At 66.1% G+C, this 25,686-nt stretch carries 27 protein-coding genes and 1 pseudogene; 13 read left to right on the top strand and 15 right to left on the bottom strand.

Translation table 11 applies throughout. From position 1 onward, the window contains the following. The first annotated feature begins 19 nt into the window (after positions 1-19). Positions 20-721 carry a cytochrome b/b6 domain-containing protein gene (locus tag QZ281_RS08395; protein ID WP_292227100.1) on the top strand — a complete coding sequence of 234 codons (702 nt, stop codon included), beginning with the start codon at positions 20-22 and terminating at the stop codon, positions 719-721. 21 nt (positions 722-742) lie between these two features. On the opposite strand, the gene QZ281_RS08390 is transcribed toward QZ281_RS08395, so the two are convergent. From QZ281_RS08390 to QZ281_RS08370, 5 genes are read right to left on the bottom strand one after another with little or no spacing between them, the layout of a single operon-like run. Then, positions 743-1,444 (bottom strand): VIT family protein, encoded by a 702-nt coding sequence (locus QZ281_RS08390; protein WP_201098238.1) that lies wholly within the window; start codon positions 1,442-1,444, stop codon positions 743-745. After that, complete coding sequence (locus QZ281_RS08385; RefSeq protein ID WP_236261164.1) at positions 1,441-2,469, bottom strand: ATP-binding protein; 1,029 nt, start codon at positions 2,467-2,469, stop codon at positions 1,441-1,443. Before QZ281_RS08385 ends, QZ281_RS08390 begins: the two co-directional genes overlap by 4 nt. Then, positions 2,466-3,143 carry a response regulator transcription factor gene (locus QZ281_RS08380; RefSeq protein WP_236261163.1) on the bottom strand — a complete coding sequence of 226 codons (678 nt, stop codon included), beginning with the start codon at positions 3,141-3,143 and terminating at the stop codon, positions 2,466-2,468. Before QZ281_RS08380 ends, QZ281_RS08385 begins: the two co-directional genes overlap by 4 nt. Beyond that, on the bottom strand, positions 3,124-3,738 hold the full coding sequence (locus QZ281_RS08375; RefSeq protein ID WP_292227090.1) for a cytochrome b/b6 domain-containing protein: 615 nt from the start codon (positions 3,736-3,738) through the stop codon (positions 3,124-3,126). The genes QZ281_RS08380 and QZ281_RS08375 overlap by 20 nt, the downstream gene beginning before the upstream one ends. A 5-nt stretch (positions 3,739-3,743) precedes the next feature. Further along, positions 3,744-4,046 carry a PepSY domain-containing protein gene (locus tag QZ281_RS08370; protein WP_236261161.1) on the bottom strand — a complete coding sequence of 101 codons (303 nt, stop codon included), beginning with the start codon at positions 4,044-4,046 and terminating at the stop codon, positions 3,744-3,746. 210 nt (positions 4,047-4,256) lie between these two features. On the opposite strand from QZ281_RS08370, the gene QZ281_RS08365 reads away from it, so the two are divergent. Further along, the gene (locus QZ281_RS08365) at positions 4,257-4,721 is read left to right on the top strand and encodes a rubrerythrin family protein (RefSeq protein WP_201098234.1); all 465 of its coding nucleotides are present in this window, start codon (positions 4,257-4,259) and stop codon (positions 4,719-4,721) included. A 398-nt stretch (positions 4,722-5,119) separates the two neighbouring features. Here QZ281_RS08365 and QZ281_RS08360 read toward each other — a convergent pair whose 3' ends face one another. The 4 genes and pseudogenes from QZ281_RS08360 to QZ281_RS08345 form a co-directional block, all read right to left on the bottom strand. Next, the gene (locus tag QZ281_RS08360) at positions 5,120-5,323 is read right to left on the bottom strand and encodes a DUF2892 domain-containing protein (protein ID WP_292227078.1); all 204 of its coding nucleotides are present in this window, start codon (positions 5,321-5,323) and stop codon (positions 5,120-5,122) included. Positions 5,324-5,336: 13 nt separating this feature from the next. Beyond that, positions 5,337-5,783 carry a thioredoxin domain-containing protein gene (locus QZ281_RS08355; protein ID WP_292227076.1) on the bottom strand — a complete coding sequence of 149 codons (447 nt, stop codon included), beginning with the start codon at positions 5,781-5,783 and terminating at the stop codon, positions 5,337-5,339. Positions 5,784-5,786: 3 nt separating this feature from the next. Beyond that, positions 5,787-6,299 carry a hypothetical protein gene (locus QZ281_RS08350; protein ID WP_292227074.1) on the bottom strand — a complete coding sequence of 171 codons (513 nt, stop codon included), beginning with the start codon at positions 6,297-6,299 and terminating at the stop codon, positions 5,787-5,789. A gap of 43 nt (positions 6,300-6,342) precedes the next feature. Further along, positions 6,343-7,476, bottom strand: a pseudogene (locus QZ281_RS08345) (MFS transporter); the annotation flags it as partial. A 72-nt stretch (positions 7,477-7,548) separates the two neighbouring features. On the opposite strand from QZ281_RS08345, the gene QZ281_RS08340 reads away from it, so the two are divergent. The 5 genes from QZ281_RS08340 (at position 7,549) to QZ281_RS08320 (ending at position 11,019) form a co-directional block, all read left to right on the top strand. Next, entirely contained in the window at positions 7,549-7,824 is a 276-nt protein-coding gene (locus QZ281_RS08340) for a metal-sensing transcriptional repressor (protein WP_292227072.1), read from the top strand. Between the two features lie 7 nt (positions 7,825-7,831). After that, positions 7,832-8,950, top strand: a complete 1,119-nt coding sequence (locus tag QZ281_RS08335; protein WP_292227067.1) for a nickel/cobalt efflux transporter — start codon at positions 7,832-7,834, stop codon at positions 8,948-8,950. Positions 8,951-8,957: 7 nt separating this feature from the next. After that, positions 8,958-9,152 (top strand): DUF1289 domain-containing protein, encoded by a 195-nt coding sequence (locus QZ281_RS08330; RefSeq protein ID WP_135194134.1) that lies wholly within the window; start codon positions 8,958-8,960, stop codon positions 9,150-9,152. A 308-nt stretch (positions 9,153-9,460) separates the two neighbouring features. Beyond that, the gene (locus QZ281_RS08325) at positions 9,461-10,513 is read left to right on the top strand and encodes a type III polyketide synthase (RefSeq protein ID WP_292227065.1); all 1,053 of its coding nucleotides are present in this window, start codon (positions 9,461-9,463) and stop codon (positions 10,511-10,513) included. After that, on the top strand, positions 10,510-11,019 hold the full coding sequence (locus QZ281_RS08320) for an isoprenylcysteine carboxylmethyltransferase family protein (RefSeq protein WP_292227062.1): 510 nt from the start codon (positions 10,510-10,512) through the stop codon (positions 11,017-11,019). Before QZ281_RS08325 ends, QZ281_RS08320 begins: the two co-directional genes overlap by 4 nt. A gap of 140 nt (positions 11,020-11,159) precedes the next feature. On the opposite strand, the gene QZ281_RS08315 is transcribed toward QZ281_RS08320, so the two are convergent. Both QZ281_RS08315 and QZ281_RS08310 read right to left on the bottom strand, forming a co-directional pair. Then, a complete protein-coding gene (locus QZ281_RS08315; protein ID WP_183197660.1) occupies positions 11,160-11,783 on the bottom strand; it encodes an isoprenylcysteine carboxylmethyltransferase family protein in 624 nt (207 codons plus the stop codon). Positions 11,784-12,130: 347 nt separating this feature from the next. After that, positions 12,131-12,751, bottom strand: coding sequence for a DedA family protein (locus QZ281_RS08310; RefSeq protein ID WP_292227058.1), 621 nt, complete (start codon positions 12,749-12,751; stop codon positions 12,131-12,133). A 347-nt stretch (positions 12,752-13,098) separates the two neighbouring features. Here QZ281_RS08310 and QZ281_RS08305 point away from each other — a divergent pair, with 347 nt between their 5' ends. Together QZ281_RS08305 and QZ281_RS08300 are read left to right on the top strand one after the other, a co-directional pair. Then, complete coding sequence (locus tag QZ281_RS08305) at positions 13,099-13,776, top strand: response regulator transcription factor (RefSeq protein WP_292227056.1); 678 nt, start codon at positions 13,099-13,101, stop codon at positions 13,774-13,776. Then, positions 13,754-15,145, top strand: coding sequence for an ATP-binding protein (locus QZ281_RS08300; RefSeq protein WP_292227054.1), 1,392 nt, complete (start codon positions 13,754-13,756; stop codon positions 15,143-15,145). The genes QZ281_RS08305 and QZ281_RS08300 overlap by 23 nt, the downstream gene beginning before the upstream one ends. Before the next feature lie 136 nt (positions 15,146-15,281). Here the strand turns inward: QZ281_RS08300 and QZ281_RS08295 are convergent, their stop codons facing one another. The 4 genes from QZ281_RS08295 to QZ281_RS08280 form a co-directional block, all read right to left on the bottom strand. Further along, a complete protein-coding gene (locus tag QZ281_RS08295; protein WP_292227051.1) occupies positions 15,282-16,070 on the bottom strand; it encodes a hypothetical protein in 789 nt (262 codons plus the stop codon). 262 nt (positions 16,071-16,332) lie between these two features. Next, the gene (locus QZ281_RS08290; RefSeq protein ID WP_183197669.1) at positions 16,333-16,701 is read right to left on the bottom strand and encodes a PepSY domain-containing protein; all 369 of its coding nucleotides are present in this window, start codon (positions 16,699-16,701) and stop codon (positions 16,333-16,335) included. 384 nt (positions 16,702-17,085) lie between these two features. Next, complete coding sequence (locus QZ281_RS08285) at positions 17,086-18,105, bottom strand: SMEK domain-containing protein (protein WP_292227045.1); 1,020 nt, start codon at positions 18,103-18,105, stop codon at positions 17,086-17,088. 391 nt (positions 18,106-18,496) lie between these two features. Continuing rightward, positions 18,497-18,919, bottom strand: a complete 423-nt coding sequence (locus tag QZ281_RS08280) for a nuclease (RefSeq protein ID WP_246331806.1) — start codon at positions 18,917-18,919, stop codon at positions 18,497-18,499. 107 nt (positions 18,920-19,026) lie between these two features. Between QZ281_RS08280 and radC the strand changes: the two genes are divergently transcribed. From radC to QZ281_RS08260, 4 genes are all read left to right on the top strand, one after another. Continuing rightward, positions 19,027-19,716, top strand: coding sequence for a DNA repair protein RadC (gene radC / locus QZ281_RS08275; protein WP_292227042.1), 690 nt, complete (start codon positions 19,027-19,029; stop codon positions 19,714-19,716). 7 nt (positions 19,717-19,723) lie between these two features. Beyond that, the gene (locus QZ281_RS08270; protein ID WP_183197674.1) at positions 19,724-20,629 is read left to right on the top strand and encodes a toprim domain-containing protein; all 906 of its coding nucleotides are present in this window, start codon (positions 19,724-19,726) and stop codon (positions 20,627-20,629) included. Between the two features lie 51 nt (positions 20,630-20,680). Next, positions 20,681-22,786: a ParB N-terminal domain-containing protein gene (locus QZ281_RS08265; protein ID WP_292227037.1), complete on the top strand. Its 2,106-nt coding sequence runs from the start codon at positions 20,681-20,683 to the stop codon at positions 22,784-22,786. Between the two features lie 167 nt (positions 22,787-22,953). Beyond that, on the top strand, positions 22,954-25,686 hold a 2,733-nt coding region (locus QZ281_RS08260; protein ID WP_292227034.1), incomplete at its 3' end, for a strawberry notch-like NTP hydrolase domain-containing protein.

Below are 25,686 nucleotides of genomic sequence, written 5' to 3'. Positions count from 1 at the left end.
CCATTAAACGGAGGTTTCTATGACCAGCACGGCTCCGAAGGCGATCAGGATCATCAAGACCTGGGACTGGGGCGTCCGCCTGTTCCACTGGCTCCTCGTGGCCGCGATCGCGCTCGCCTTTCTGTCCTCAGAGGAGGGCAGCGCCCTGTCACCCTGGCACGGGTCAGCGAGCTGGGTGGCGGCGATCCTGATCGCCTTCCGGCTCCTCTGGGGCTTTGTGGGCGGGGAACACGCACGCTTCGCAAACCTGATCCGTCCGTCGCGGATGGCGGGCCATGTGAGAGGACTGTTCGCGGGGCGGGTTCATGCATCGCTGGGCCACAACCCGCTGGGCGGGATCGCTGTGATTGTGCTTCTGGCCCTCGTCGCCGCGACCACCTTCACCGGCATCACGGGCGGCGAGGGCGGGCATGAGGCCATCGCCTACATCCTTCTGGCTGTGATCGCCCTGCACGTCGTCGCGGTGGTGGCCATGTCGTTCTTGACCCGGGACAACCTGATCGGCGCCATGATCACCGGCAGCAAGAAAACCACTCACTTTCCTAGTGCCTTGGATGCCACCCCGCCGGCGCGCTTGGCCGTTCCCCTCGCCGTTCTCGTCGTGGCGGGGTCCGCCTATGCCGCGACCCGCATCGACCCGCAGGCCTTCACACCGGGCGCGCATGGCGAAGCCGGCGAAGGCGGTGACGGCGGCGAAGCCGGGGAAGCGGACGAAGACTGAACCGGCTTGAGCACAGCCGGGCTAGATGACGGTCCCGAACAGGTGGCCGATGCCGGCGGTCAAACCCATGGCGAATGCCCCCCAGAAGGTGACGCGCACGATAGCCTTGGCGATACCGGCGCCGCCGACCCTGGCGCCGATACCGCCCAGCAGAGCCAGCCCGACGAGGGCTGAGCCCGACACCAGGGCGACGAGCAGCGATCCGGGGGCCACGACCACCATCGCCAGCGGCAGGACCGCTCCCACCGAGAAGGTTGCCGCCGAAGTCAGGGCGGCTTGGATCGGGCGCGCCGCCGTATGTTCCGATAACCCCAGTTCGTCCCGCGCGTGCGCCCCCAGCGCATCATGGACCATCAGCTGGCGCGCGACTTCCAACGACACATGCGCATCGACGCCCCGGCTGCGATAGATCGCGGCCAGTTCGCGGGTCTCGGCATCGGGGTCAGCATCGAGCTCGGCGCGTTCGCGTGCCAGATCGGCCGCCTCCGTATCGGCCTGCGAGCTGACCGAAACATATTCGCCCGCCGCCATGGACATGGCGCCGGCGACCAGGCCGGCAACGCCCGCGACGAGGATCCCGGTCTTGCTGGTCTGGGCGGCGGCGACGCCAACGATCAGACTGGCGGTCGACACCAGCCCATCGTTGGCCCCCAGAACAGCGGCTCGAAGCCAGCCGATCCGGGAGACCAGATGGCGTTCGGGATGGCGCTCAAGACGGCTCATGATTGGGTCTCGGTGGAATGGGCAAAGACGAGGATTAGTTCGGACCGATCCGGCCGGGTCTCGATCCATCCACCATGCGCCGCCATGATGCGCGAGACGATAGCCAATCCCAGACCCGCGCCGCTTGTGCTGGCGTGATCTCCACGGCGATAACGTTGGCTGAGGTCAGCAAGGCGCTCCGGCGTCAGTCCGCCCCCGCCGTCGCTCACCGAAAGCCGCGCGCCCGGGCCGGCCGTAACCGTCACCGTTCCGCTGGACGGCGTCACCCGCAGCCCGTTCTCGACCAGATTTCTAAGCGCGGCGCCGATGGCCTCTCGGCGACCTTTGACTAAGACGTCATCATTGAGTTCCAACGCCACCGACTTGTCGTCCGCGACGGCGAGAGGGGCATACTGCGAGACGATTTCCGTAGCGATTTCGGCCAGATCAACCGAAGTTGCCGACACAGGAGCCGCCGCCTGCGCGTCCAGCTGCGCCAGCACCAGAAGCTGATCGACCAGTCGCGACATCGCCGAAACATCCCGTTTCAACCGCTGGCCCTCGGGCGATTCGAGCCGATCCAGCTCGAGCGCGAGCACGGCCAGCGGCGTTCGCAGTTCATGGGCGACGTCGGCGGCAAAGGCTTCCTGACGGGTCGCGGCTTCATCGAGACGCGAGAGCATACCGTTGACGGCGTCGGCGAAGCCCGTCGCCTCGGCCGGAAAGTCATGCACATCGACCCGGAAACCCTTGTCGGCGGCCTGGGCGGCCTCAATCCGCGCGCCGGCAAGGCTCAGCGGCCGCAGGGATGACCGGATCACCCAAAGCGCAGCCAGGGTCATGGGCACGATCAAGACGAGCAGGGGCACCACGACATGGTCGGCGACCTCGTTCGCGATCCCCGCGAACTGGATCTCGTCCCGCCTCGCGCGAGACGACAGGCCGTACTCGACGCCGACAAACAGAAGCAGAATGAAGCCGCCGATGACGCTCATCAGCGCAAACCCGAGCATCAGGCGCTGGAAGATAGAGGGGGTGCGGGTCAAGCGACGGCGTCCCGCATCAGATAGCCCAGCCCACGGACGGTGTGCAGCATTCCTGTGCACCCCGCATCGTCGAGCTTGCGGCGCAGTCTGGAGACCGCCACCTCGACGGCATTGGGCGTGACCGGCTCGTTGAATGCATAGAGCGATTCCTCCAACGACCCCCGGGTCACGACCGAACCCGCCCGACGCATCAGCGTCTCCAGAAGGTCGCCTTCACGGCGGGAGAGTTCGATCGGCAGGTCACCGTGCGCGGCCTGGCGCGACGCGACGTTAAAGGCGAGCGCGCCGACGTGAAGCACCGGCGTCATCCGCTGACCGGGCCGCCGCAGGATCGCGCGACACCGCGCCGACAGCTCCGAAGCCTCGAATGGCTTGACCAGATAGTCGTCCGCGCCGGCGTCCAGCCCCGTAACCCGATCGTCGAGCCCCCCGCGCGCGGTCAGCACCAGAATGGGCGTCAGGTCGGTCGCGCGCCGCAGGGTCCTGACCCAGTCGAGCCCGTCGCCATCCGGCAGTCCGAGGTCGAGGAGGATCAGATCGTAGGTCGCGCTGGCGACCGCCTCCGCCGCGCCCTCGATGTCCTGACGCCAGTCCACGACGAAGCCGTCGCGGGCGAGCCCTTCGCTCAGGAGCTCGCCCAGCCGGACCGTGTCTTCAACGAGGAGGAGACGCATGATCGACATCCGTTCCGCTGGCGGCGCGTTTCCAGCCGGTCACCATCGACATGACCAGATTTTCGCGGTGACGCCAGCTTTCCACGAGGGCTGCGACGACATGCAGGATCGCAAGCGCCATGATGGTGTTGGCGGCGGTCTCGTGAGTGGCCTCAAGCCAGGGTGCTCCCCAGAAGGCATCGAGTCCCATCATCCAGCCGGTGACGCCGCAGGAGAGCGACAGGAGGATCAGAGCGATCATCATCAGGCCGCCTGCAGGATTGTGACCGATGTAGCGCGGCTCACGCCGCTGGATCATGGCCGTCAGGTAGCCGGCGAGGCGACGGGGGCCGGCAATGAAGTCGGAGAACCGCGCATGCTGCGGACCGACAAAACCCCAGACCAGCCGGATCGCGATCGCCGCGACGATCACATAGCCGACGTATCGGTGCACCGCCTTCAGCTCACGAAACACAGTCAGGTTGGCGACGATCCCTGTGACAAGAATCCAGTGAAACAGTCGAACGACCGGATCCCAGACCTTGGTGCGCTTGGGTGTCTCCGCAGGGGATGGGGCGAGTGACCCATCCCCAAGAACCACGGTTGCCTTGGTCACTGCGCTCAATCCTCGTTGTTCTGGACCACGGCGCCAGTCACTGGGTTGAAATAGACCTCGGCGCGACGGCCATTGGCGGCGCGGGCATAGATCTCGTAGCAGCTGCCGCTGACCTGAAAGACGCGGATGTTGGTGTAGCCGAGTTGGGCCACACGAGCCCGCATCTGGGCCTCGGTCAGCCATTGGGCGCGGGGCGCGGTGGTGCAAACCGGGCCGGCCGAGACCGAGGTCGCAAAGCCGGTCATGGCCATGCCTACGGTAGCGGCGAGGGTCAGGGCGATGCCCGAAGGAATCAGGAACGTCTTCATGGGGAGCCTCGAGAAAGCTGGACTTGTCGCCGGACGACATCACCCGGTGACGCCAACCTGACGTCCGAAGCTGACGGCGACCTGACGGCTGGGGCGACATTCAGTCCGAACGTGAGCGGCCGGGTGATTTCATTTCGTCAGGCTCCGGTCAGCCTTCGGGCCGAGACAGCACCGGCGCATCGGGCGCATCCCAGACACCGGAGCCTTCCCATGACCCTCAAGATCTTTCTGACCACCGCCGTCGCCGTCGCCCTTTCGGCCGGAGCGGCATCCGCTCAGGACCTGAACCCGCAGACGCGGGCCAATCTGGAAGCCGCCATGCATGGCGAGGCCTTCGCCAACCTCAAGTATCTTCGCTACGCTGAGGTCGCCCGCGAGAGCGGCAATGCCGAACTGGCCCAACTGTTCGAAAGCTCCGCCAACGTCGAGGCCAACGAGCATTTTGCGCGCGAAGCCGACGCCCTGAAGCTGGACGGGACCAACGAGGCCAATCTGGTGGATGCGATGGCCGGGGAGCAGTACGAGAACGTCACCATGTATGTCGGGTTCGCAGATCAGGCCCAGGCAGCGGGCGATACGCGCGCTGCAGCGATGTTCCGGCAGATCGCCTCCGACGAAGGTGATCACTACGAACGCTATCGCGCCGCAGCTGAACGCCTCCGTCAGGCCCGCTAGACTGTATTGCGCTGCTCCCTTCGTCACGAGCGGACGAGGGGGGCACAGGCGTGGGTAGACCTGTGGCTGTATGACGTATTCCCGGTTTCTGCAGTCTTTGGTCTGGACGCCAGCGTCGGCCCGCCCATCCCACGGTCGTGAACGTCTGACGCCTTGTGGTCGGCCGGTCCTGCCGTACATCTCGAAGACCCTTAGGTCAGAAATGCTCACCGAGACCGAAGCCGTGGCGGACAACCGACCATAGCGCGTTCGCTTTGGTAGCGGATCCACTCCTCCATGTTTCCGCAATGAGCTGTCGTTTTATTGGTGATTAAAGGCGACGTTCGGCACATCGAACGGATAGCCCCTGTCCTTGAAGGGTGGTTACACAGGGTCTTTGTAAGCGCTTAAGACCGAACTTAGCGGAAGGCTGCTCCGGTCCTGACGCCGAACCTTTTGAACAGCATCGCCGCGGGACAGAAGCCGGTGAAAGCAGCCTGGAGCGCATTCAGGCCGGCGAAGATCGTCAGCGCGATCCACCAGGGATTCACGAAATGCGCCAAGGCGACACTTGCCAGGATAACACAGCCAAGGAAGGCGAATACGGCACGGTCTAAGGTCATGGTCGGTCTCCGGTCAGGCCTCGCGCGCTGGGCCAAGCGCCTGGCGTGTCCAGGCGACGATCTTTGGGGTGCTCAGCAGCCCGGCGCTCCGGGCGATAATCTTCGTGTCGCGAAAGAGCAGCAGCGCCGGAATGCCTGAGATGCCGAGGGCTGCCGCAGCCTGCGGCTCGGCCTCGGAGTTGAGTTTCAGCAGCCGGACGTCCGGCTCCAGGAGGCTCGCTGCGGCTGCGAAGTTGGGAGCCATGGCGCGGCAGGGGCCGCACCACGGCGCCCAGACATCGACCAGCACCGCCGCGCCCTTGGTGGACGCGCGATGGACGCCCAGCGCCCTGGTGTCGACATCGACCGGACGTCCTGTGAACAGCCGCTCGCCGCAGCGACCGCATTTGGCCGCCAGCGGGTCCTTGCCGTCTGGCGCGCGATTGACCGCGCGACAGACCGGGCAGACGAACTGGCCCATGGGTCAGGCCTTGATCTTGCGCAGGCCCATCATCTCCAGGGCCAGCTTCTCGTAGAAGGGCTCGGTCTCGCCGCGCCTGATCTTGCCCAAGAAGTATTTTTCGAACCCGACCTTGGCGAGGTGGACCCATTTTCCGCTCGCCGACCAGTTGACGTTGCGGGGCGGAATCTGGGGCTGGGCGACGAAGGCCACGCCGCCGTCGCCGAAGTCGGCGAGGCAGAAGGCGTTCCAGGTGGCCTCGTGCGTCGGGGGTTTGCCATCGAGGATCTCGGTCATGTTGTGGGCGATGGCGGTGACCATGCTCTCGATCATGAAGCCGGTCTTCGGGACCCCGACCGGCACCGGGGTCTTGCCGGTCGGCGCTATGGCCACGCACACTCCGAGGCCGAAGACGTTCGGATAGGTCGGATTGCGCTGGTGCTTGTCGATGACGATGAAGCCGCGCGGATTGGACGTTGAGGTGTGGATCGTCGCTGGGCATGGCGTCGTGACGATGCGGCAGGTCGGCCGGGTCATTGGCGGGCCAGACCAGAAAGCCGAGGACCGTGCCCGTGGCGCACAGGGCCGCCAGAACCAGGAAGGCCGCGCTGGGGTCCGCCGCGGCGCTGACCAACCCCGCCACCGGATAAGCGATCAGCCAGGCGGCGTGGGACAGGGCGAACTGCGCTGCGAACAAGGCCGGACGGTCTTGGGCGTTCGATGACCGGCGCAGGGCACGTCCCGCCGGCGTCAAGGTGAGGGAGTAGCCCACGCCCATGACGGCCCAAAGAACCAGCAGGGCGACATAGCTGGTCGCCAGCACCGATCCTGCGAGCAGAACGATGGTCATGAGGGCCGCGCCCCACAGCATGGCAGTGCGGTCGGCGATCCGGTCCAGCAGGCGAGGCAGGGCGACCGCCGCCACCATCGAGCCGGCGCCGAACGCCGCCAGGGCCCAGGCGGCGGCCTGACCGGACATGGCGAAGCGCGACTGCACCAGAACCACGGTGTTGACGAAGACCATGGCCCCGCCGGCGGCCTCGGCGAGGCTGATGGCGATCAGACCGCGCAGACGGGGCGTCAGGGCGAACAGGCGAACACCGCCGGTAAGCCTCTGCAGGAAGGGCTTCTGGACCGCCTGGGTCAGGACCGGCAGGGCGGCGCTGACGACGAACAGGGCCGAGATCACGAACCCCAGGGCGGTGCCGGCGAACAGGTTGTTGTAACTCATGAATGCCAGCAGGACGGCCGCGAGCATCGGGCTGGCCACGCTCTCCAGGTCGGCCGCGAGGCGCGAGAGCGACAGGGCCTTGGTGTATTCGGCCTCGTCCGGGAGCAGGTCCGGGATCATCGCCTGGAACGCTGGGGTGAAGGCGGCGGATGCGACATAGAGCACCGTCATCAGGGCGTAGACCTGCCAGGCCTCGCCCACGAACGGCAGGGCTCCCGCGACGCAGGCGCGGACGACGTCCAGCGAGACCAGCAGCGCCTTGCGGGGCAGCCGGGCCGCCAGCGCGCTCGCGAACGGCGCGACGCCGATATAGGCGATCATCTTGATGGCGAGGGCCATGCCGAGCACCTCGCCGGCATTGGCCCCGGCCAGATCATGGGCCAGCAAACCCAGAGCCACCGTCGCCATGCCGGTGCCGAGCAGGGCGGCGACTTGGGCGATGAACAGATGCCGGTAACCGGCGTGACCGAGTGGCGAGAACATCGAGGCGTATCCAGTGCGGGAGTCATTCAGGCGAGGCTGGTCATATCCCCTCCAGGGGGATAGCATGGTGTCATGGCTCACGTCGTCCACGAATCCCACCCTGAGATCGTCAATCGGCTGAAGCGCGCCGAGGGGCATCTTCGCAAGACCATCGCCATGATCGAGGGCGGCCGAACGTGTCTGGATCTCGCCCAGCAGCTTCACGCGATCGAGAAGGCCGTGGCGGCGGCCAAGAAGACCCTGATCCACGACCACATCGACCATTGCCTCGCCCATGCGGCGGAGGGCGACCCGGCCGAGGCCCGCCAGGCCATGGCCGAGTTCAAAGACATCACCAAATACCTGTGAGACGCCGATGACCCCGTTTGCAGACCTGCTGTCGCAGGGCTCGGCCCACGCCTGGCTGTTCATTCCCTCGGCCCTGTTGCTGGGAGCCTTGCACGGGCTGGAGCCCGGCCACTCCAAGACGATGATGGCGGCCTTCATCGTTGCGGTGCGCGGTACGGTCTGGCAGGCGATCTTGCTGGGTTTGTCGGCGACTCTGTCCCATACGGCTATCGTCTGGGCCATCGCCCTGACCGGGCTCTACTTCGGCCAGTTCTTCGACATCGAAGCCTCGGAGGGCTGGTTCCAACTGGCCTCGGCCGTGATCATCCTCGGTGTCGCCGCATGGATGCTCTTCGCCACATGGCGCGAGCAGAACGCCGTCCACAGCGAGCATGACCACGACCATGACCATGACCATGACGAGACGCGCTGGATCGACACCGGCCATGGCGTCGTCAGCCTGAGTATCTTCGAGGACGGCGTGCCCCCACGGTTCCGGTTCGCGCCAGAAAAAGGGCCGGTTCCGAGGGGCGACGACGTCACCGTCGCGACCGCCCGGGCTGATGGCTCTGTTCAGATATTCGGCTTCGAGGCTCGCGATGGTTATCTCGAGTCGGCTGACGTCATTCCCGAACCCCACGCCTTCACGGCGCGGCTGGTTCTGGGCCACGACAATCACACTCATGACTTCGACGTCGAGTTCTTCGACCATGATCACGAGCATGGTCATGACCACGGCGGCCTCGATGTCTCGGACCCCGGCTACCAGGACGCCCACGAACGCGCTCACGCCAACGACATCAAGAAGCGGTTCGCCAACCGCAAGGTGACGACCTGGCAGATCATCGTGTTCGGCCTGACGGGCGGACTGATCCCTTGCCCGGCCTCCATCACCGTCTTGCTACTCTGCCTGCAGTTGAAGCAGGTGGCCTTGGGTGCGACCCTCGTCCTGTGCTTTTCGATCGGATTGGCGGCGACCATGGTCACCGTCGGTGTCGCAGCGGCGATCGGGATGCGGCATGCGGAGAAGCGTTGGTCGGGAGGTTTCGCCGCTTTTGCGCGTAAGGCGCCCTATTTTTCAGGCGGGCTGATCGCTATCGTCGGCCTAGTTCTCACTTGGCAGGCCGTCGTGGCCCTGGCCCGGTAGTTCCTTGATGACCGGCACACCCTGCATCGATATCTGCACCTTCGACGGCCGCTCGGGTCAGTGCGAAGGATGTGGTCGGACGCGGCCGGAGATAGCGGGCTGGCGCAAGCTTAGTCCCTATCAGAAGAGAACCATCGAACGCGATCTGCCACGTCGTCTCGCCAGGCTTTCAGCCAACCTCACACCGAAACCGACGGTGTGAAAAGAGACGTGAGGCCGTGGCCATCGCTCCGGTCCACCTTGCGGGTTACGGCGTTTGAGACCCGACGACGTCTCATTCTGACCGGCGCTGGCGAGATAGCGGTCGAGAATGAACCGGTCGAGAGGCAGGCCAACCGCCCATCTTGGGGGCTGTTTCGTGCCTCATCCTCGAAGGATATGCTTCCGCTTCTGGCTGCGCTGCGAGTGATACCAATTCTTATCTAGCTGTTTTATAAGCCTTTTCGGAACTATAGAGCGTTCGCGCGATTAGGGTTCGGGTCGCAACCGATGCCGACCGGAGCGAACCTGATGCCTGCTTCCGCCAAAATTCTCTCCATCGCGACCGCAGACGCGCCGAATGTCATGACCCAGACGGACGTCGTCCGGGTCGCTCAGGCGCTGTTTAGAGACCGGTTTCCCGGAATCGACCGGATGCTGCCCGTGTTCGACACGGCGGGGATCAGGACGCGCCAATCGGCCATGCCCCTGGATTGGTATCTCACTCCACGGGGTTGGCCGGAACGGACCCAGGCCTATCTCGACATCGCGGTCGGCATGTTCGCCCGCGCCGCCGAAGCGGCTCTCGATCAAGCAGGCCTGAAGGGGTGCGATGTTGACGTGATCATCACGGTCTCGTCGACGGGCATCGCCACGCCCAGCCTTGAGGCCCGCGCCATGGCCCGGATGGGATTTCGCTCGGATGCAGCGCGGGTCCCGGTCTTCGGCCTCGGCTGCGCCGGCGGAGCGACGGGTCTCGCCCTTGCGGGAAGGCTGGCCCAGGCCTCGCCGGGCGCCGTGATCCTGATGGTCGTGGTCGAGCTCTGCACCCTTTCATTCCGGATGGAGGATCTGACCAAGGCGGACATCGTTGCGACGGCGCTGTTCGGCGACGGGTCGGCCGCTTGTGTGGTTCGCTGCGGCGAGGCGGGCTTCGCTTCGATCGAGGCGGCGGGCGAACACACCTGGCCTGGAAGTCTGGACGTCATGGGCTGGCGCGTCGACCCGACCGGTCTGGGCGTGATCATCGACCGCGCGATTCCTCCGTTCGCCCGCGACAACCTTCGACCGGCGATGGTCGGGATGCTCGAACGGCAGGGCCTGGAGCTTGAGGATGTCGATCGTTTCATCTGTCACCCGGGCGGAATGAAGGTCATCGACGCCCTGGAGGGATCCCTGTCCCTCGATCAGGGCAGTCTGGATCACGAACGGGAGGTTTTGGCCGACCACGGCAACATGTCCGCGCCCACTGTCCTCTATGTCCTCGACCGCGCGAGACGGCAGGGTCTGCCGAACCGGTCGGTCGTGACCGCCCTGGGGCCAGGTTTCACCCTGAGCACCGTAACTCTGAGGTCGGCGGCATGATGCTGTCCATCGTCATCCTCGCCCTGGTGACTGCGCAGCGGCTCGGTGAACTGGTTCTGGCCGAGTATAACACTCGCCGTCTGCGCGCCCAGGGCGCCGTCGAGACGGGCGCGGACCACTACGTCTTCATCGTCCTCCTGCACGGGGCCTGGCTCCTGGGGCTGTGGGCGTTCGCGTGGGACAGGCCGGTCAACCTTGCCCTGCTCGCCGTCTTCGTTCTGCTCCAGGCAGGCCGGGTCTGGGTGATCGCCACCCTCGGGTCCCGCTGGACGACCCGGATCATCACTTTGCCAGGCGCGCCGCTGGTCACTCGGGGGCCTTATCGCTTCGTCTCCCATCCCAACTATGTCGTGGTCGCCCTCGAGATCGCGGTCCTGCCGGTGGCCTTCGGACTGGTCGGCTATGCGATCGTGTTCAGCCTTCTCAACGCAGCGATGATGTGGGTGCGCATACGCAGCGAAGCCCGCGCTCTTTCGGCGGCAACCGCCGGAGCGCAGCCGGGATAGGAGACCGCTCGGGGCCTTCCTGTCGTGTCAGCAGGCGCGGGTCCTGCTCGGTGAGCTCGGCAACTCTGGTGCGACGCCCCCGTCCACCAGCCAAGCGGCTTTTTGGTTCTAGGCGGTCCAGCGAGTTCGCGGCGCCTGGCTCAGGGCAGTGTGAACACCGTCTGGATCCAGCCGCTCGTCTGGGCGTGTTCGATCAGCTCGAAGATCGGGATCGCTAACAGAAAGACCAGGCCATCCCTGAGGGTGACCAGAAAAAAGATGGGGCGGACTTCGAGGGTCTCGGCGTCCCGCCACTTCGAGACGTCTGGCCAGAAACGAGGCGTGCGATCGAGGTAGGCCGCATAGGGCGCTCCGAAGGCGTCGAGCAGCCAGGCCTCCTCGCTCTTCACGGTCGCCCAGAAGACCGCGACGGCGATCAGCAGAAACAGAACGGCCAAAACGATGCTGCCCGTCTGGGCGCCGATCCCGAAGGCGCCGACGAAACTGAAGACATAGAGGGGATTTCGGGTGATGGAATAGGGTCCACGATCCACGATCTCGGCCTTCTTGCGCCCTCCGATATAGAGAGAGCACCAGCCCCGCCCGACGATGGCGACGCCGATCAGGATCAGGCCGACAGTCTCCAGGCCCTCGTGAAACGGCGTCTCACCCCTCAGGGTCCGGCTGAAGGCAGCCAGGATGACCACGGCGATGATCAGAACGAAAAGCACGACCTTGCGGATCAACTGCATGCGCTGAATGGCGGCGTTCTTGTCTTCCGACATGGTCAGATTCCGGGCAGTCGGCGCACATCAATCAGACGCCGGATAGTGGTGAAAGGGCGAGTCAATGGCGTCGGCATGTTTACAAGGGCTTCGTGGGTCGGCCTGCCGCCTCGGGAAGAGACAGTCCAGCGAGGCTTTCGTTGAGATTGCGTTTGAAGGACGCCGTCGGTGTCGACCTGTCACCGTGGTGGGGGCGGCTCCTGCACCCACCGCCACAACGCGCCACGACGCGGTCGAAGAGGGGATGAGGCCGAGGTGCACCCCCGTCTCTCTCCGTGGCCGGCGATCCGGACGGACGACCACCAATCGGTTCAGCTCGCACCCTACCCTCGCAGAAAGAGGAGAGCTCAACCATCGTGCACCCCTGCGCCAGGGCGCGGCCTAAAGGTCACAAGCCGATAGAGATAGCCCAGGACAGCGAAGGCCAGAACCCCAGTGGTCAAAGGGTTCAACCAAGCCTCCACGCGATCGTAGTGGGCTTCAAGCCGATAACCCGCATACGCAAGGGTGAAGGTGAAGAGGGCGGTGCCGGCCGAGGTCCAGACCAGAAAGTCGGCAAGCGGCATCCGGGTCACGCCCGCCGGTATCGAGATGAATGTGCGAACCGTGGGCAGGAGGCGGCCGAGGAACACCGTCAGAGCCCCAGACCGCGTGAACAGACCGGCTATCCGATCGACCTCGTCCGGCGCCAGCGTCAACCAACGGCCGTGCGACGCAGACCAGCGTCGCAGCCGTTCCAGGCCGACCCGACCCCCGATCTCGTACCAAACCCAGGCGCCGAGAACCGCTCCGGCGGTCCCGGCGATGACCAGAAAAACGAAGTCGATGTCGCCTCGCGCGGCGGCGAACCCGGCGAGCGGCATGATCACCTCGGACGGCAACGGAGGGAAGATGTTCTCCGCGAACATCAGGACGGCGACGCCCAAAACACCGGTGGCGGCGATGATGCCGACGATCAGATCGAACATCTGGCTGCATCTATCACGAGTTTTGGGGGTGGAATCCTGTACCGACAGAGCCAGACCCAGGACAGAACCCGTCTGACCCAAGCGGGCGCGAATCCATGGATCTGCGCCGATGTGGATGCGTCGCCGATCGACGGATCGTCGCGCCTGCAAACAAGCACGGCGTTGGGGGCAATCGTAGTGGCGCCGAAGGGCAAGCGGCATTCTCTCGTGGTCTGCCACCGTTCTAGGTCGCGCAGTTTACGCTTAGTCTGACGGGCGGGTTAATTCGGGACGGCAATAGCGGCGTCGGACTGGCGACCGACCCTGCATCGTGATCATGTGGCCGACATGAACCCTGGCGTCGTGTCATGAAGGTGCTGGTCGTTGAGGACGACGAACGCACGGCGGGCTTCATCGCCCGGGGCCTGGCCGAGACCGGCCACACGGTCGACGTCGCCCGCTCGGGCAATGAGAGCGTCCAGATGGGCATGGCCGGGGCCTACGATGTTCTCGTCATGGATCGGATGTTGCCGGGGTTGAACGGGCTCGACGCCATTGCCCTTTTGCGCAGCGAAGGGGTCGCTGCCCCGGTCCTCGTCCTGACCGCTCTCGGCTCGGTCGAGGACCGTGTCGCAGGTCTCGAAGGCGGGGCCGACGACTATCTGGTCAAACCGTTCGCCTTCAGCGAGTTGCTCGCGCGCCTGAATGCCCTGGTGCGTCGGCCACCGTTGTCCGGGCTGAGCGAGACGATCGCCCTCGCAGATCTGGTCATCGACACCCGTCGCCGCCGGGTGATCCGCGCTGGCAAACGGATCGAACTTACCCCGCAGGAATACAAGTTGCTGGAGTTCCTAGCGCGGCGCATCGGCGAGACCGTCACCCGGACCATGCTGCTGGAGAGCCTGTGGGGATTCCATTTTGATCCCCGAACCAATATCGTCGATGCCCATGTCAGCCGCTTGCGCTCCAAGGTCGATCGAGGCTTCGACGTGGAGTTGATCCGGACGTTGCGCGGCGTTGGCTATGTCCTTGACGAACCGGAGTAGGGGCCCGGCCGGTCTGTGGCAGACCACCAGCGTTCGTCTGGCCCTTCTCTTCGCGCTTGTTTTCGGTCTCGGGACCGGACTGCTGTTGTTGGTGCTCGATATTGCTGTCGGTCGCTTCGCCGAGGAGACAGCCCGCGATGCGCTGCGCGACCAGGTCTCTGTGCTGATCGCGGATGCCAATGCCGAGGGCGGCGCAGCCCTCGTGGCGTCGCTTCGCGAACATGTCTCGGGCGGCCAGCCCGAACGGTTCAGCTATCTGGTCGTCACCCCCGGCGGCGATCGGCTGAGCGCCGGACTTCCGGACGCGGTCGAACGCATCAAAGGCGTAGCGAGCATCCATCTGCCTGTGGACGCCAAGGAAGACGACGTCGAAAGTGACCGGATCGAAGTCATCGTGCTGACCGCGCGCGCGCGGGACGGCACCTTCATCGCCGTGGGACGCGATACCTACGCCCTGGCCGAACTGCGCCAGTGGCTGCATCGCCTGGCGCTCTGGGGCGGGGTCGCTCTCGTGCTTCTGGCCTTGTTGTGCGGCATCGCCGCCGGCGCCGTGCTCTTGCGGCGCTTGAAGAGCGTCACAGAAGCCGCCGAACGGGTGATGAGCGGCGACCTCTCCGAGCGTCTGCCGTCACTGGGCATCGGGCTCGAGTTCGACGATCTCGCCGACACCTTGAACGCGATGCTCGAACGGCTCGAGGCCGCCATGGAAGCGTTGAGGCAGGTTTCCTCGGATGTCGCCCACGATCTGCGCACCCCGCTGACCAGGCTGCGCAACACGCTCGAGGACGCCCAAAGCGCGGAGGAAACAGAGCGCGACGAACTGATTACAGAGGCGGTTCTGGAGACCGACCGATTGCTTGAGATCTTCGGAGCCCTGCTGAGACTGGCCCAAATCGAGGGCGGCGCTAGTCGGCGGTTCACCGACGTCGATTTTGCCGCCGTGGCCGCCGATGTGGTCGACGCCTACCTTCCGGCGGCGGATCAGGCGGGCTGGAGCCTGACCCTGATCGTCAGTCAAGACGTCCGCGTGAATGGCGATCCGACCATGCTCGCCCAGGTGATCGCCAGTCTCGTCGACAACGCGCTGACCCATGGCGCGCCGGGACAGACGCTACGGGTCCTGGTCGCACGGGCAGGTGCTGACGCCGAGCTCTCGGTCGAAGACGATGGCCCGGGTGCACCAGCCGAAGAGTTGAAGCACCTGACCCGACGCTTTTACAGGCTTGACCGCAGCCGCCATACCGATGGATCTGGCCTGGGGCTGTCCATGGTCGCCGCCATCGCATCCTTGCATGGCGGTACGCTGTCCATCACCAACCGCCTCCCCGGCCTTGCCGTCGCCTTGCGGATTCCTCTCTCGCCGTCGTGAGACGAGCACTAGGGCCGCGGTCGATTTTCTGACGGCCATCGTACCAGTCGCCGCCGCTCCGCGACCGTCGCACGAGGACATGCTTAGTGACAGCGAACGCCGACCGGGACGTTCGTCAGCAACGAAGCGAGCGCATTTATGCGCGGGGCGATGGCCCCTGATCGCTCCCAGGATGTCGACCAGCCTTTTGAGGGAGGAGGAGGATGAGGGCGAGGATGGCGACGGTCAGAACCGCTGACGCCAACGGGCGGCTGAATGCCAATCCACCGTGATCCAGAGGCTTGTCTAGAAAATCTCCGACCACCGCGCCGAGCGGCCGGGTGAGGATAAAGGCGGCCCAGAAGAGCAGGACGCGATTGACGCGGGTCCACAAGGCCAGCCCAGCGACCAGTACCAGCAGGGCGCCGAAAACACCCGCCGCCCCGACATAGCCGAGGCCGCCCGTATCGGCTGTCCAGTCGCCGAGCGCCGTGCCCAACGTCTGGGACAGGGTGATCGTGATCCAGTAGAAGAGCTCGGCCTTGGGGGTCGCGATGTGATCAGACGAAATCGAACCCAACGAAAGCCGCCAGAGCGCCAGCGAAGTCAGGACAGCGGCCAGTAACAGGGCCGAACCGCCCGTGTAGCCGATCCCCAGCGACCGTGTGGCGAAGTCCGCCAGGGTCGTCCCTGCCGTCGTGGAGGCGATGATCGTCGCCCAGTAGAGGAACGGGTGGAAGCGTTTGGCTCTGACCTGAGCCCAGACCAGGGCGACCAGCACCGTGAGAAAAATCCCGGTGCCGGCAAGATATCCAAGCTTCATGGACATGCTGACGGTGTCGCCGCCGGTCTCGCCCAGGGTCGTGGCCAGGATTTTGATCAGCCAGAACCCGGCCGTGACGGCTGGGACCTTGCTGATCGCTGATTTGCTGTCGAGATTCTGCATTATCGGCCTTCATGAGTGGCTTGGTCGGCAGGGCGTTTAGACCCGGCATCCGCCCCCCCGGTGCTCTCGATCAAAGCCCTAGGCGGCTTTTAACGCTCCGCTTGGACCGCTGCCGGCAGGGCTAGACCGGGTGGAAACACCTCGCCTCAGCTTACGCTTCAGGCGGGGTCGGGGTCCAATGACTGGATCGACCGGTTGGCGTCTCGGAGGAGACGCCAACCGCTATTGAGACCGCGACGAGACATTGCGACACGCAGCTGTATCAGTCCGGATTGGGTCCTTCTTCGGCGTTCTCGAGGACTGCGCCCGTCTCGGCGTCGACACCGACCTCGAAGGTTTTGCCGCCGCTCAGGATGTCGAAAGAATAGCGAAGGCCGCTGCCGCCACGTTCGGCCTCCAACTCATGGTCTTTCACCTCTCCCGCGCGAGCCCGCAGAGCAATGTCCTGGGCTTGGACGAGCGTGAGCTTCGCGCGAGCTGCAAGGGCCGCATTGTCTTCGGCTTCGTCGGCCTCATCGCCTTCCTCCGCTTCAGCCCGGGCTTGGTGATGGGCCGGTGCGCGGGTCTGGGCGACGGCGATGCCGCCGATCGCGAGGGAGGCGACGGCGATCGTCAGGATGATCCGTTTCATAGAAGCTCCGATGCGAGGCGGTATGCCTCACAGCCACCGTGACAGGCCCAACATTCGGGGAAGATGACTGCTTCATTGTATTTGTCGGCGCCGCCGACGTGGAAGATGGCCTCGGCGAGTTGGATCAGCAGCCGCTCGAAACAAGTCGGCTTGGAAGGCGAGCCGCATGCTAGTCAGTCCATGAACTGAGAATCGGTTGTATCGCGAGTATCTCGGCGGGTCTCTTTGGCGAGAGCGCTTTCCGACCTCGGTCATCGACTTCGGCTATCCCGCGCTATCCTCACCAAGCTCAAGGGTCGCGCCGTTGCGCCGCCCGCATCTGTCGCTCCAAGCCCTAAGCGCGACGCCTGGGAAGGTGTCCGGCTCCACCACGCGACAGGGATTTTAGAAATCGGAGAAGTCGAGCGTGATGAACGGCTTTCGCAGATCGATACCGAGATCCGTTAGATATTCCACGATGAGGTCGTGGTACCCGTGGGTCCGGCCAGGGAAGCGGATGCTCCAATAATAGGCTTCACCGTGATTGTCGGGATCGTTCAGGTCGATCAAACGCGCCTCGGACAATAGCGCCAGATCGCCGTCGAGATCGTCCCCCCGGTAGATGCGTCGAAGCTTGGGATCGCTCATCCTGAAGTCGTCGTGGAAGCCAGCCTTACTCGCATCGCGTCGCTCCACCAGGAATTTGAAGACCTCGCGGGTCAGACGGGGCAAGACGGCAAGCCTCTTGCTCAGTTCCGCGATGACGGCTTCCGCCTGCTCCCGCTCGATCGGCGTGTCCTTGGCCTCGTAGTAGGCTACGAATTTGGCGGCGTCTGACAGCCGGGGCGTCGGCAAAGCCTCCACCAGGTTGTCGATCCCTGTCGGGAAACGCCCGTCTTCATCAGGGATTTCCAGTTCGATCCGGACCCTTCGGGTCTCCTTCGAGACGTAGCTCTGCAGATCGACGAGGGTGTCGATCGGCAGTGACATCAAGCGCCCGCAGACGTCGTTGAAGTCCCAGACCATGTCGGCGGTGAAGCCTGCGCTTGCGAAGGGCTCGCCGGTGAATTCGTAGGAGCCCTGCTTCTCGCCGATGACGAGGATCCGGACGTTGGGGTATTTGAGCCGCTGTAGTGCGTCCATCTTCTCCAGTGTCGCCTTGACCTTGGCGGTGGTTTTATCCGCAGTCACCTGGAATGCCCACTTGCCGGCCGGGTCCCCCAGATCGAGACCCGGGTTGTTGGAGCGCTCGGCGTTGAGGTTTGTCAGGTGCAGACCGAGAACCCGGTTGAGGACTTCCTTGGCGAAGTCCTCAACGTGGATGTGAAGGTCGAAAAGATGCAGGCGGCCCCGCTGCCTCGCCTGGGCGGCGATGCCGGCCAGATCGTCGACGATTTGACCGATCAGGTAGCCACGCGTCAGCATTCGTTTTCTCCGGGCCGCCATCGACCGGGTTGCTCCGGCAATTCGATTTGTAGGCAGCGATCAAGCTGTCGCCAATCCCCACCAAATTTCGCGGGTCCGCTATGACCTGTTCTTCGAGTCCCAAGCTCAAGCGTGGCGCCGACGTGCATGCGCCGGGGCTGATGGTGACGGCGATGACGGGACCGATCGCGCCTGATGGCCTGATCTCGGCGAGCGCCCCCGGATGCGGGACGCCCGGCGCTGCGTCTGACCGTTCGACGATCGACGCCATCGTCCGATGCGTCATCGGCAGCCCGGCTTGCCCAGGGGAGAGAGCGCCACACCACGTCTTCCGCGCCCGCTCGTCTCGCGCAAGCGGAGCGGATCCGCTTGTCGTACTGCCTTCCGGGACTTAGTTGCCGCCTTCGCGGCCGCCGGCCTGTCGCAAAAGATCTCCAACGCGGCGGCCATTCAGCCGGCACGCGCCTATCACCCGATCGTAGACGACGACCCTACCATTGCGGCCCCGCACGGCCACACAATCCAGATTGCGTCCACGAACGAGGTTGGAGAGCCGGTCGCGATCGACCGTGCCGGTGGGGCTGTGAAGCTCGGAAGCGTCGAAGTCCGAGAGCCGGACCTCGATCCAGGTCGCGGGGTCATTGGTTGCGCCAAGGCAAAGGCTGTCGCCGTCTCCGACGTAGCGGACCACGCCCGCGAAAGGCTCACCGGCGCGGGCCGGCAATCGCCCTTCACAAGGATCGGCAAGGGCGACAGCCGGAGCGAGGACCAGGCCGACAAGGAGCAGGCCGGCGAGCATGAAGGGCCATTTCATGAGCCCAACCTGAAGCCCGCGCCGTACCTCGACAACAGTGAATCGGAGAAAAAGGAAGGGCGGAGGCGGCCGCCCCGAGCGGGGGTGGAACAGTCCAGGAGTCCGTGATGCGACCCTTGCCCTCATCGACGCCCCAGCCTTACGATCGTCTCTCGGCGTCGCTTGAGCTGCCGACAGACCTTCAGCCGGAGCTGGACGACGCGTCCCTACTCTCCCTGCTGATGACACGCACCTTGCCACAGCGTGACATTCCCCGGACCGTTGAGACTTTGCTGGAGGTCTTCGGCTCGGTCGCAGCCGTTGTCGCTGCCGACCCGCCGGAACTCGCCCGGGCCGCTTCACTAAATGCGACCACGATCACCGACCTCAAATTATTGCAGCGGTTGAGTGTTCGCCTGGCCCGGTCGGAGGCTTGCCGACGTCCCGTCGTGTCGTCCTGGTCATCCCTTCTGGACTATGTCCGCTCAGCGTTGGCCCACGCGCCCCGGGAGCAGTTCCGCGCCCTTTACCTGGATCGAAAGAACGTCCTCCTTCGGGACGAATTCCTCGCAGAAGGGACCGTTGACCACGCGCCGGTCTACCCCAGGGAAGTCATCCGGCGCGCGCTCGAGGTCTCGGCCTCCGCGCTCATTCTGGTCCACAACCATCCGTCCGGCGATCCGACGCCCTCGCGCGCCGACATCGAAATGACCCGGCAGATCGTCGAGGCGGCACACGTCTTCGGCCTGCAGGTTCACGACCATCTCGTCATCGGCCGCCAAGGCACCACGAGCTTCAGACAGCTCGGGCTGATCTGAGGTAGCCATGACCCTTCACGCCATCGTCGCCGCCTTGGGCGGCGACCTTTACGCCGGGGGCTCCCGCGCCAGCATCCCCGCACCCGGCCATAGCGCGGCGGACCGATCGGTTTCGCTGATGCTGGCCGATGATCGGGTCATCGTCCACGGGTTTGGCGGCGCCGACTGGCGAGCCGCCCGGGATGACCTTCGCGTTCGAGGCTTCATCGACGACGCCGGCCGGCTCACCGGCGGCGGGCGTGGGCGGTCCTCTGCGCCCAGGCCGGATCGTCGCCTTCGTATCGAGACTGCATCGCGTCTGTGGACCGCGACGACAGAGCGACCCCCCCATGGTCCGGCGGGTCTCTATCTGCGGCGCCGCGTGGTCTCGGCCGGAGCCGCCGCTTCCAATCTCCGCCTGCATTCCTCCGCGCCACTGTCGGTCTATCGGACCGGCGGACGCATGCGTCCGGCTCTGATCGCCCGGATCAGCGACGCCGACGATCGTCTGACGGCCGTCGAACTGACCTATCTCGAGACCAATGGGCTGCTCGCTGCCGGCTTGCGCCTGGCTCGCAAGACCGTGGGTCAGGTGCCCCCCGGCGCAGCCGTTCGCCTCTCGCCTGCCGCCGAATACATGCTGGTCGGCGAAGGCGTGGTCACGACCCTATCGGCCATGGACCGGTTCGGTCTTCCCGGCTGGGCCCTAATGGCCGCCAACAACCTCGCCGTCTGGTGCCCGCCCGCCTGCGTGCGCAGGGTCCTGATCGCCGCCGACCGGGGGGAGGCCGGTGAGGCTGCGGCGGCCCGGCTGCGCCGCCGCCTGGTCCATGACGGTCTTGAGGTAGAGGTGTCATGGCCCGAGCCGCCGTTCGGCGACTGGAACGAGGTCGCGGTCGCGGCGGCATCGCAAAGGAAGGAGCGAGGGGGCTGAGGGGCGCCGGAGCGGCGGGGATGGACTCCGTCGCCCGGCAGGAGAGACCTCATGACCGCCCTCGTTCCCGCCATCACCCCCACAACCCCGGCTCCAGAAACCACGACCCCGGCCGTCATCTTCACGCCCGTGGAACGCATCGTCCGTCTCGGCGATCTCGGCATCGCGCGAGAGAACCTGCGCTATGGCGAACCGCCGGACGAGGACATTCCGACCCTGGCCGCCACCCTGAAGGCGGCCGGACAGCTTCAGCCCGTCACCGTTCGCCCGGGCCGCGGCAAGAAGGAGCAGGCCTTCATGGCCCTCGACGGCCGCCGGCGCCGCCTGGCCCTGGCGATCCTGCTCGAGGCCGGCGACATCGACGAGGACTATCCGGTCCGCACGTATGTCGAGACCGATCCGGCTCGCCAGGCGGCGGCGGTGCTGCTGACCAACACCGCCGTTCCGGTCCATGTGGCCGATGTCATCGCGGCCATCGGCCGGATGCTGAAGTCGAAGCTGACGATCACGGCCATGGCGCGGGCACTCGGTTACGACGAGATCGAGATCAAGCGATTGGCGGCCCTGTCCGGCGTCGCGCCCGCCGCTCTGGTGGCGCTGAAGGCGGGCCGCATCACCCTTCGCCAGACCCGGTTGCTGGCACGGCTGCCGGATCGCCAGGAGCAGGAGGATCTCGCCCAGATGACCTTGGACGGCCATGGGTTCCAGGAATGGCGGGTCAGCGAACGTCTCGACGACAGCCGGGTCACCACGCGCGATCGCCGCTGCGCCCTGGTCGATCCTCGGGCCTATGCCGACGCCGGAGGCCGCACCGAGACCGACCTGTTCGGCGAACTGCCGCCTGTTCTGCTCGACCCGGACATTCTGACCGCCGTGTGGACCCGTCGCGCACGCGGGATCGCGGCCGTGTTCGAGGCCGAAGGGATCTCGGTTCACGTGACCGCTGGCCCGGAGCCAGAGCTTCCCGATGATCTTGAGGCGCTCGGTTATGTGTATGGCGGTTCACTCCCCGCCGAAGAGATGGCGCGCTACCGGGCGCAGCGGGAGGTGTTCAACGATCGGACAGAGAAGGCGCGAATCGCCCTGGCGGACGTCGAGCACCCCGACGTCGCCGATCTGGCGATCGTCGATATGATCCACGCCAAGATCGCGTCAGACCAGACTGGATGCGGGGGCCGGGTCGTGACGACGCTGGTCCTGTGGCCGGCCGCGGAGGCAGGCGTCGAAGTCCGCTGCTACACGCTCGAGGAACCCGAGATCGACGAAGAGGATGAGGACGCCGCGCCGGAGGCCGCGCGTCGGACCTCGGCGCCACTGGCCTATGTCCCGCCGGAAGTCGAGGCTCCGGAGCCGGAGACCGATGGCGTCAACCACGCCCTTCACGCCGTGCGGACCGATGTAGCGACGCGCGGCCTGATCCGCGCCTTGGCCGACGATCCCGGGGCGGCGCTGACGGCCTTGATCGCCCGGCTGTTCATCGTCCTCGTCCGGCGCGCCCACATCGGGCGCGTGGACTCAGCCCTGGCCATCACGGCCTGTGGGTTCAATCCGGCCAATGACCGGGTCATTGAGACCCTCGACGGGGACGTGCGTCGCCGGCTCGAAGATCGCCGTACGGCCTGGGAAGCGTCCGGCAAGACGGTGATCAGCTGGGTGCATGGGCTTGCTCACGGCGAGAAGATGGGACTGCTGGCGGAACTGACCGCCATCAGCCTCGATGTTCGCGAGGAAAAGACCTTCTCGATCCGGCGCAGCGCCCGGGCCGAGGCGGCGGAACTGGCGGCGCTGTGCCACGCGGACATCACCCTGCACTGGACGCCCGACGCCCCCTTCCTGCAGACCCATTCCAAGGGCCTGCTGACGGGGATGCTCGAGACCATGGGGGCCGAGGACAAGCGGGCGAAGACGCTCCGCAAGACCGAGCTGGTCGACTGGGTCGCCGAACAGGCCGCGAACCGGACATGGGCCCCGGCCGCCCTGTCCTGGGCCGCTCCGGTCGATGCCGATAGCGACCCGGACGGCCCGGACATCGCGGACGAGGACGTCGTCCCCGCATCCGGCGAAGATGGGGGTGAGGTCGATGAGGACGACGAAGGGGCTGGCGCCTTCGCCGTCACACCGGCGGGCGAGGCGGCTCTGGACTCTGCCGCCGCCTGATCGTGCGTCTACGCAAACACCGCTCCGGCGATCTGCCGGGGCGGTGTTTTTCTGTTGTCGTCATCAGCGCGGGTCCAACTGCCGGGAGACGGAGGAAGGGCGAGGCGAAGCGAGCCTGGAGGACCGAGAGGGAGGAGCCCTCCGCTCCAGGCGCTCGGAGCCTTCCCATGTCCAAGACCCGCAACCTGTCCCTGTTCGCCGACGCCACGATCGGGGACGCCACGGCCAACATCCTGGCGGCCGCCCGCGCCCTGGCCATCCACCTCGCCCGTTCCCGCCCGCTGGATCGACGCCTCGTGGCCGACGTCATGACCACCGCCTTCGGGGCGTCGGACGCCGAGGGCGGCTGGACCTGGCGCGACGCCTATGACGCCATCGAGGCGGCGACCGTGCTTCAGATCCGCCGTCTCGTGCCCCAGATTGCGCGGCTCGAGGATGCGCCAGCCGAGATCGCCGCGCTGCTCGCCGGAGTCTCCGCGCTCGGCCTGACCCACAGCCGGCGCAGCGAGGAACAGGTGGCGTTGGACCAGTTCTCCACCCCACCCCAGCTCGCAGCGCTCGCGGTGCTGGCGGCGCAGGTTCGGCCGGCCGACCTCGTGCTGGAGCCCTCGGCCGGGACCGGATTGCTGGCTGTAGTCGCGGAAGCGTGCGGAGGGAGCCTGACGCTGAATGAGTTTGCGCCCACGCGCGCCTCGCTGCTCGACGGGCTGTTCCCCAATGCGACGCGCCGGCGGCACGACGGCCGCCATTTGCCCGATCTCCTGACGGACGCCGGATCGTTCGACGTCGTGGTCTGCAATCCGCCCTTCTCGGATCTTCAGGCTCATCTCATCTCGTCGCTGAAGGTCTTGGCCGATGGCGGACGGATGGCGGCGATCGTGCCGCTCACCGCCCTCGCCGACACCGATCTGAGACGGGCTCTGGAACGGCACGGCGCTATGGTCGCCGCCGTGGCCTTTCCGGCGCGGGCCTTCGCCAAGCACGGTACGTCGGTGGAAACCGGCCTTCTGGTCATGGATCGGGGGGGGACAGGGATCTGGGACGGCCTTCTTCATCAGCCCGAAGATCTGGAGGCGACCGCCCGGGTCCTGGCGCGCCTCCCGGATCGCGCCACCGCCCGTCCGCGAGCACGGTTGACGCTGGACGCCGCAGCCTTCCTGGCCCCGCGCGAGCGAGGTCTCGCGCTTCCCGCAGGCCGACTGGCGTTCCTCGCCAGCTCAACGCCCTTGGCCTACGAGGTGCGGCCCTGGGCAGGGGAAGGCCGCGACGTTGGCCTTTATCAGGCCCATGCTCTGGCGCGGATGGTCCTTCCTGATCCCCGGCCCCATCCTTCGCCCCTGGTCGAGTCAGGCCCAATGGCTTCCGTCGCTCCACCTGCGCCGACGTATCGGCCGGTGTTGCCGCCCAGCTTGCGCGACGCGGGCCGGATTTCCGACGCCCAGACGGAGACGGTGATCTACGCCGGCGAGGCCCACGCGGCCTTCCTGCCCGGCCGGTTCCGTCTCGGCGAGGCCGCCCATGAGGTCATCCTCGTTCGCGACGATCAGGAGGACGTGATCCAACTTAGGCGCGGCTTCTTCCTCGGCGACGGCACCGGCTGCGGCAAGGGCCGCCAGATCGCGGCGATCGTCGCCGACAACATGAGCCAGGGTCGGGTGAGGGCGCTCTGGCTGTCGCGCAACGACGCCCTACTGGAGGACGCCCGCCGCGACTGGGGCGCGATCGGCGGCGGCGCCCACGACGTCGTGCCGCTGTCGAGCTGGAAGCAGGGCGACGGCGTCCGGCTGGATCGCGGGATCCTGTTCACGACCTATGCGACCATGCGCCAGCCGGCGCGTGGCGGGCGGCAGTCCCGTCTCGACCAGATCGTCACCTGGCTCGGGGAGGACTTCGACGGCGTCATCGCCTTCGACGAGGCCCACGCCATGGCCAATGCGGCCGGGGGCGGCAAGGGCGCGCGGGGAACGAAGAAGGCCTCGCTTCAGGGCATGGCCGGGCTGGCCCTGCAGAACCGGCTGCCGAATGCCCGGATCCTCTATGTCTCGGCGACCGGCGCGACCACGGCGGAGAACCTCGCCTATGCCGCCCGGCTGGGTCTATGGGGCGGGCCGGAAGCGCCCTTCATGTCCCGCGCCGACTTCCTCGACGCCATGGACCGGGGCGGGGTCGCGGCCATGGAACTGGTCGCGCGCGAGCTCAAGGCGCTCGGGCTCTATGTGGCGCGGAGCCTGTCGTTCGAGGGCGTCGAATACGACCCGCTGGTTCATCCGCTGACGCCGGACGACATCGGCATCTGGGACGCCTGGGCCGACGCTTTCCAGTTGATCCACGCCAACCTGGCCGAGGCGCTCAAGGCGACCGGCCTCAATGACGATGATGGCAAGGCGAAGAGCGGCCAGGCGGCTTCTGCGGTCCACTCCGCATTCGAGGGCGCCAAGCTGCGGTTCTTCGGTCACCTCTTGGCCGGGCTGAAGGCGCCCAGCCTGATTGCGTCCATCCGCGACGACCTCGCCTCGGACCGATCGGCCGTGGTCCAGATCGTCTCGACCAATGAGGCGGTGATGGAGCGGAGGCTGTCGTCCATCCCGCCCGAGGAGTGGAACAATCTCTCGATCGACCTGACACCGCGCGAATACGTCCTCGACTACCTCCGTGAGGCCTTCCCCATCCACCTGATGGAGGCGATCGAGGATGACGACGGCATTGTCACCATGGTCCCGGTCATGGACGAAGGACGGCCCGCCGTCAGTCAGGAGGCGCTCGTCTTGCGCGAAGCCTTGATCGGGAAGATGGCTTGTCTGCCCGCAGTTCCCGGAGTCCTCGACGCCCTTCTTGAGGCCTTTGGCACGGACGCCGTCGCCGAGATCACCGGCCGGTCGCGCCGGGTGGTGGTGCGCGAC

The sequence above is a fragment of the Brevundimonas sp. genome, assembly GCF_018608325.1.
In the GTDB taxonomy this organism is placed as follows: Bacteria; Pseudomonadota; Alphaproteobacteria; order Caulobacterales; family Caulobacteraceae; genus Brevundimonas.
This window is presented reverse-complemented; position numbering and strand designations above follow the sequence as displayed.